The organism is Clostridium sp. KLE 1755, assembly GCF_000466465.2.
GTDB lineage: Bacteria > Bacillota > Clostridia > Lachnospirales > Lachnospiraceae > Eisenbergiella > Eisenbergiella porci.
This window is the reverse complement of sequence record NZ_KE992725.1, coordinates 3,270-9,695: the sequence shown is the minus strand read 5'-3', so window position 1 is coordinate 9,695 and position 6,426 is coordinate 3,270. Positions and strand designations below refer to the sequence as shown.

General features: G+C 51.8%; 5 protein-coding genes. 2 read left to right on the top strand and 3 right to left on the bottom strand.

Features of this window, described 5'->3' with window-relative positions:
• Positions 1 to 179 precede the first annotated feature (179 nt).
• From HMPREF1548_RS16245 to HMPREF1548_RS16235, 3 genes are read right to left on the bottom strand one after another with little or no spacing between them, the layout of a single operon-like run.
• Positions 180 to 1,085, bottom strand: a complete 906-nt coding sequence (locus HMPREF1548_RS16245) for a carbohydrate ABC transporter permease (RefSeq protein WP_021637432.1) — start codon at positions 1,083 to 1,085, stop codon at positions 180 to 182.
• On the bottom strand, positions 1,082 to 1,942 hold the full coding sequence (locus HMPREF1548_RS16240) for a carbohydrate ABC transporter permease (RefSeq protein WP_021637431.1): 861 nt from the start codon (positions 1,940 to 1,942) through the stop codon (positions 1,082 to 1,084). The genes HMPREF1548_RS16245 and HMPREF1548_RS16240 overlap by 4 nt, the downstream gene beginning before the upstream one ends.
• Positions 1,943 to 1,954: 12 nt before the next feature.
• Complete coding sequence (locus HMPREF1548_RS16235; protein WP_021637430.1) at positions 1,955 to 4,294, bottom strand: extracellular solute-binding protein; 2,340 nt, start codon at positions 4,292 to 4,294, stop codon at positions 1,955 to 1,957.
• Between the two features lie 709 nt (positions 4,295 to 5,003).
• On the opposite strand from HMPREF1548_RS16235, the gene HMPREF1548_RS16225 reads away from it, so the two are divergent.
• Together HMPREF1548_RS16225 and HMPREF1548_RS16220 are read left to right on the top strand one after the other, a co-directional pair.
• Positions 5,004 to 5,675, top strand: coding sequence for a response regulator transcription factor (locus HMPREF1548_RS16225; RefSeq protein WP_021637427.1), 672 nt, complete (start codon positions 5,004 to 5,006; stop codon positions 5,673 to 5,675).
• Between the two features lie 47 nt (positions 5,676 to 5,722).
• A partial coding sequence (locus tag HMPREF1548_RS16220; RefSeq protein WP_021637426.1) for a histidine kinase dimerization/phospho-acceptor domain-containing protein occupies positions 5,723 to 6,426 on the top strand: 704 nt, incomplete at its 3' end.

The window sequence follows — 6,426 nt, the reverse complement described above, 5'->3', positions numbered from 1 at the left end:
CGGCGACGCAGGCCGCTTCCGGAGGAGTTCCACCATTTAGACCGCGACATGAAAACCCGGGAAGTTAGAAATGCCCCATTTTTGAATACGCACAGACAAAACCCCCGCAACCCCTCCGGACAGGAGGACGGGACGAGGGACAATCCCAGGAAAGACTGCGGAAAGCCGCAGAGCCGCCCCTACTCCTTCAAAGCGGAGGCTACGATGCCCTGCTCGAGATAATCCTGCCCCAGCAAAAAGACAAACACCGAAGGTACCAGCGTCACCACCGAAGCCGCGAATGCGAACCCGGCCCTGTTCTGGCTGATTTCCGGCAGATACAGGGACAACGGCCAAAGCGACTTATCCTTAAGAAAAGCCAGCGGCTGTTCAATCATGTTCCAGTACTCCAGAAATCCCAGCACCATGGCGGACAAAATCCCGCCCGATGCCAGCGGGAGCCCGATCTGCCAGAACAGCCGCCACTCCCCCGCCCCGTCAATTCTTCCCGCCTCCAGCAGCCCTGACGGAATTGTGCAGAACCCCCTGTAAATCAAAAACACCGGGAACGTGGAAAAAACCGCCGGTAAAATAACCGCCCAATGCGTATTCATCACTCCCACCCTGTCCAGCACCAGATACTGGGAAAGCATGGTCACCTGGAAAGGCAGAAGCATAAGCACAATATATATGGTAAAAAAAAGCTTTTTCCCCCGGAACCTGTATACGGCAAAGCCCCAGGCTGCAGGCACACCTACCAGAAGCTGACCCGCCAGGATAATCGTCACCAGCCTGGCAGAATTCCAGAACACCGTAAAAAACTGCGGCGTATACAAAAGAAGGCTGCGGTAATGCTCCAGCGTTGGATAAAATGGCAGCGCCCTCCAGCTGATGTAACCCTCTCCGCCCTGAAACAGCGGCTGCAGATAAACGGACAGCTCCTGGCTGCTCATTATGGAACCGGACAGCAACAGAAACACCGGCGCGCACATCAGCAGTACCGGTCCTGTCAGGAGCAGGCAGAAAAAACCCCGCCGCGCCATGCCTGTCAGCTTCCTCAGCCTTCCGCGCAGCCGCCCTTCCCGCCGTTTTCTCCGTTCCTTCACTGCTCATCACCCCCGTCCCAAAGCCTCTGCAGCAGCAGAATGACGATTAACAAAATGCCTCCCACACATACGGCGGCGGCAGCCATCTTATCAAGATCCAGGTAGGTAAACCAGTTGTTGAACAAATGCTGCAGCATGTACATACTCTCATGAGGATAGGCTCCCGCCACCAGATAGCTTTCCCTGAAAACCTTGAAGGAATTTAAAAAGGAAAGCACCGTTATGGTATACATGCTCCCTTTCAGCTGCGGCAGCATGACTGACCAAAATACCCGGAAGCTTCCCGCGCCGTCCACCCTGGCTGCCTCAATGAAATCCCCCGGAATTGCCAGGATCCCGGCCAGCCACAATATCACCGTATAACCCAGGTTTTTCCACACATAACTGAAAACCAGAACCCAGAAAGCATCCTCCGTCCACATAAAATCCACATGTGTTTCCAGCAGCCGGTTCAGAAAGCCGTCAACGGAAAAGGTCATTTTCCAGACAAGCACGATGGTAGCCGACGGCATTGCCATGGGAAGCAGGAAAAAAGATTTGAACAGCTGCACCTGTTTTAACTGCGAAAGCATAAGCGCCGCCGCCAATCCCAGAATAAGCAGAAGAGGCAGACAAATACATGTAAACCGCAGAGTATTATATACCGCCAGCCGGAAAGGTCCATTTTCAAATACGGTCCGGTAGTTCTCCAGTCCCGTAAATTCTCCTGTAACCGCCGTTGTAAAGGAACGCCGGAACACATCGATAAACGGAACCAGCACAAATACCGCCACCCCCAGAAAGCTGGGAAGCAGAAAGGCCAGGAAGGCCCTTCTGCTTCTGTGCTGCTTTTGTTGTGTACGAGGTTTTCCTTTCACACTGCACACTCCTTATTCTGCCAGATAAATGGCCGATTTCTGCTGTATCTCCCTCACGGCCGCTTCCACAGTCATGGAGCCGTTCAAAGCAGAAACACCATACTGCACCACAATGTCCTCAAGAAATGTGTTTCCCTCCAGGGAATGATCCGCCTGCTCTACAAGCTCCTTCAGCCTCTCCACCGAAGCCCTGGACGGACCGCCATAGGAGAAATGGATTTCCCTGCCTCCGACCTTCCAGCTGCTTCCCATGGAAATCTGATCGTCCATATCACCCAATATACCAAAGGCTTCTGTGTTTACCGGTAACCCGACTCCTGAATTCGTTTTCTGGATTTCCGTACTGAGCATCATTTTTACAAAGCTCTTCGCAAGCTCCGTCTGGCTGCTTCCTGCGGCTATGGCCAGCTTGTTTGCCGGGATAAAACCGGTTCCATCCATGCCCGGCCATAAATCAAATACATAGCCATTATCTTCCGAAACCTTGCTGACGGCGCCCATATCAGACAGCATCCCTTCTGCATTTCCGGCCATAATCCCAACCATATCCCCCGCAGTCAGGGTGGCTATCGAACCAATCGTCCAGGCGTTCTTATTATCGCCCCAGACCTCCAGCTCCTCCTTGCCGATTCCTTCCATGTCCGCCTGGTATATCCGGGCCGCCTGGATCAGAAGCTCTGTCAGTGCCTGCGTATTCAGTTTCCTGTCCTCCAGCAGACTGCTGCTGTTCACGAGCAGCAACTGCTTCAGCTCCTGTGTTGCATTAAAAGCTCCCGTAATACTGCTTTCAGGCCTTTCTGTACGGAGCTTTTCCACCAGCTGCGCATAAGTGGACAAATCCTTCACCGACTCCACATCCTCCTTTTTACCGCATATCATAGGAAGCTTAAACGCAGCGGGAATGATGAAGGTTCCGTTTTCCTCTTTATAAGCGGATGCGATATTTTCAAATACCTTTTTTTCTCCGGTCAGTTCGTCCAGGATATCTGACAAATCCGCCAGCATTCCCTTCCGCACATAAATATCCGCATCCATATCATCCAGCAGAAGCACATCCGGCCCATTCCCGCTCATCAGTTCCACATTAAGGTTCTTCAACGCATCCTGAGGCGTTATGGCGCTGCCGCTGTCATCTCCATACAGATAGGCATAATCATAAATATATTCGTAATTGATATATACATCCGGGTTTTCCTTCTGGAATATGGATATCGCCTGCCTGATTGTATAATTTTCCACCAGGCTGTATACCTTCAGCTGCTTTTCAGGAACCGTGGGTTCATCCGGGTCATAGGTAAAACGTACCATCTCATCCCCGGTAGTCAAAAGAAGGAACTCCCCGCTTTCCAGCCGGAGCATGCCGCACAGTCCAAGCGCAGGATCTCCAAGGCTGCTGAAGCTTCCGTCAATGAGCTGCTCCATGGCATTGCCGTTTTCCACATGACGGTACAGCCCTCCGCTGTATGCCACATAGATGGCCCCGTCTTCTCCGGGAAAAAGGATGCCGCCGTAGCTGTCGGAGCTGTTATTAAGCTTTGCCCCCATTTTTTCCCTGCAAAACTCATCCAGCACCGCATCCTTTTCCAGGGTGATTCCCTGTGCCATATCATAGGACGTAACACCGCTGTTGCCCAGGCACAGCATCCTGTCGTCCACAAAAATTACCATTTCAGGCTGTTCCGGCAGCGTAAAAAGCTGCTCCAGTTCTCCTTTTTCCCAGTCTGCCATAAAAACCCGGCCCCTTATACTGAGCGCGATGCTTTCCGATTCCGATTTGGCGAACACCTTGCCCACATAATCGCCGTCCTCCATGTTTGCCGGGACTTCAGACATATTCCCATCCACGCTGATTCGGATAACTGATGAATCTGCCTTCAGCGAAGCCCCTTCGCCTTCAAACATCAGATAGCTCAGCAATATACTCCCGTCAGGCGCAATGGAAGCGCCGGACACATAACCATCCTCGGAAATATTTTTTTTAAGCTCCTCATTATGTTCCGCCGGTATCCAGCTTTTTCCCTCATCCGATGACAGATGAAGTCCTGACTTTGCGTCAAAGTACGCCAGCCTTCCGTCAGTCAGCATAGTCATGGTACGTCCTTCTACCGATGCCCCTTCCGGCAGCGGCGCCGTACTTTCCATATATCGGCCCATGGCCGCCACACTGCCGCTCTCCGCCTGCGTATCCCTGCCGTTTTCCTCCGATGCCGCCCCGGACTCCTCCGAAGCTGTTCCCCCTGAGCCCGTTTTCTTTGTCCCGCATCCGGTCATACTCAGCAGCACAGTCATAGTGTACAGAATACAAATCAACAGTGCCGGAATTCTTTTTCTTATTTTTTTATGTTTCAGCATATAAACCTCTTTCTGCCGTCCTCCGGAATCAACCCATGCTTATCCTGTCTTTTATTATCGCTGCGCGTTGGGCCGGATGCCCGCCCGTGCTGCATCTTCGTTCATTTCCCGGCAAATGCGCAGGTCACTCAGAACCTTTTTCACAGCTTCCTTCCCAGATCGGCAAATCTTTTTTATTTCCGCGGGCAATGAGCCAGGCATCCATGCTTTCATAGATATTTGGCGACTGCCGCGAAAGTCAAATGCCCCGCTGCCCGGCAGCGTTGCAAACCAGATGCTTCGTTGCTGCAGCGGGGTGTCTGACAATTGTCAGTTCAACACTGCATATCTCCTGCAGTCTGGTTTCATCATACCAGAAATTCCTCTAAGCTTTCTCTAAAACCACAGCTGTTCTGACAACATAACTGCTAATTACAATTCACTCCGCGGAACAATAACAGACTTCGCAATGCACACAAAAAAGCAGCTTCTGCTTATTTTGGCGCTGCGTTTTTTCTTCCAATGCTGCGCCCCTTCTTCCAATATTCGTTAGAGATTGTTTAGATACTTTTATGATATACTATTTATAAATACCAGTGCTTTTACTGCGCATGCCCATACGGATACGCGGCGGCAGCCGGGCCATTGCGCGATAATTTCAAATAACCGGATATCCGTAACTGTTCCGTTATCCGAACGGCTGCCATGAATATTCTCTGAGGGAGAGACTATGAAAATTTTACTTGTGGAAGACGACAGAGAACTTAACAGGACGCTTCTTTTCCAGCTGGAAAAGGAGGGTTTTTTAGTGGATTCCTGCTTTGACGGGGAAGAAGCCTGTTACTATATGCAGGAGGGTCTTTATGACCTGATTCTGCTGGATCGCATGCTGCCGAAAATGGACGGCATCGCTGTCCTGGAAAAAATACGGCGGGAAGGAAATACCGTTCCCGTCATCCTGCTGACTGCGCTGGGGACGCTGACGGATAAAATAACCGGCTTAGACTGCGGCGCCGATGACTATCTGGTAAAGCCTTTTGCCTTTGAAGAGCTGGCGGCACGAATCCGCAGCATCGGCAGACGGCCCAGGCGGATGGAGGAGGGGCGGAAGCTTTCTTTTGATGACATCAGCTATTCTCCGGAGGAATTAAGGCTGGACGGCCCCGACGGATCCTGCTCCCTCTCCCGGAGGGAAGCCGCGCTCCTGGAGGCTTTTCTGAGAAACAGCGGCCAGTCGCTTTCCCGTCAGCTTCTTCTCTGCCGGGTCTGGGGGCCTGATACGGATGTGGAAGAGGGAAATCTTGACAATTATATTTATTTTCTCCGCAGACGCCTGAAAAGCGTGGGCAGCCGCATACAGCTGAAAACCGTGCGTGGGATAGGCTACCGCATGGAGGCCTGAGATACATAATATGCTTTGCGGCAGCCGCCGCAGAAACAGAGGTTAATATGTTCCGACAAGTACACCGGCGCCTTACGCTGCTTTGCGCAGGAATCACCATCCTGGTCCTTATTTTTATGGCCTGCAGCTATCTGTATATCTCCGAAAAAAACCTGAAGGAAAACAGCTTTGCTTCTTTCCGCAACGATATGAACACTCTGCTCTCCAATCTGGAAAATCAGACGGTCATCACGCATGAATGGCTTTCCAAGTTAGAGGGCGGGGGAAAATACATAATCAGCATCCATGATAACGACAAGGATTTTCTCTGGGGACAGCAGGATGGCGGCGGCAGCAGAAAGGCGGCCCTGGAGGCCGGCTGGGCCTATTACCAGGAAAATGCCGAAACGTTTCCCACGCCCCTTGCCTTTACCATCACCCATCAGGAGTTCCACTTTTCCTCAGCCGGGCAGGGACAGGATGATTATTTCGGCTGTATCGCCTTATCCTCCAGGAATACGGGGAAGCTGACGATACTGATTCTGGAATCCCTGGCCCCACTGCAGGAACAAATAACGGCGCAGCGGCATACTTTTTTTATGCTGGTGGCTTTTTCCTCCCTGGTCCTGATTCTCTTTGCCTACTTTTTTACAGGCAGATTGCTGGTTCCGCTGCAAAAAAGCAGAGACAGCCAGATCCAGTTTGTGGCGGCAGCTTCCCATGAGCTGCGCACGCCCCTTTCCGTGATCCTTTCCGCCGCCTCTGCCTGCCA

Bases quoted from the DNA above. Each gene is read 5' to 3' on its own strand.
- HMPREF1548_RS16225 (WP_021637427.1), top strand. From the start codon at position 5,004: ATGAAAATTTTACTTGTGGAAGACGACAGAGAACTTAACAGGACGCTT.
- HMPREF1548_RS16235 (WP_021637430.1), bottom strand. From the start codon at position 4,294: ATGCTGAAACATAAAAAAATAAGAAAAAGAATTCCGGCACTGTTGATT.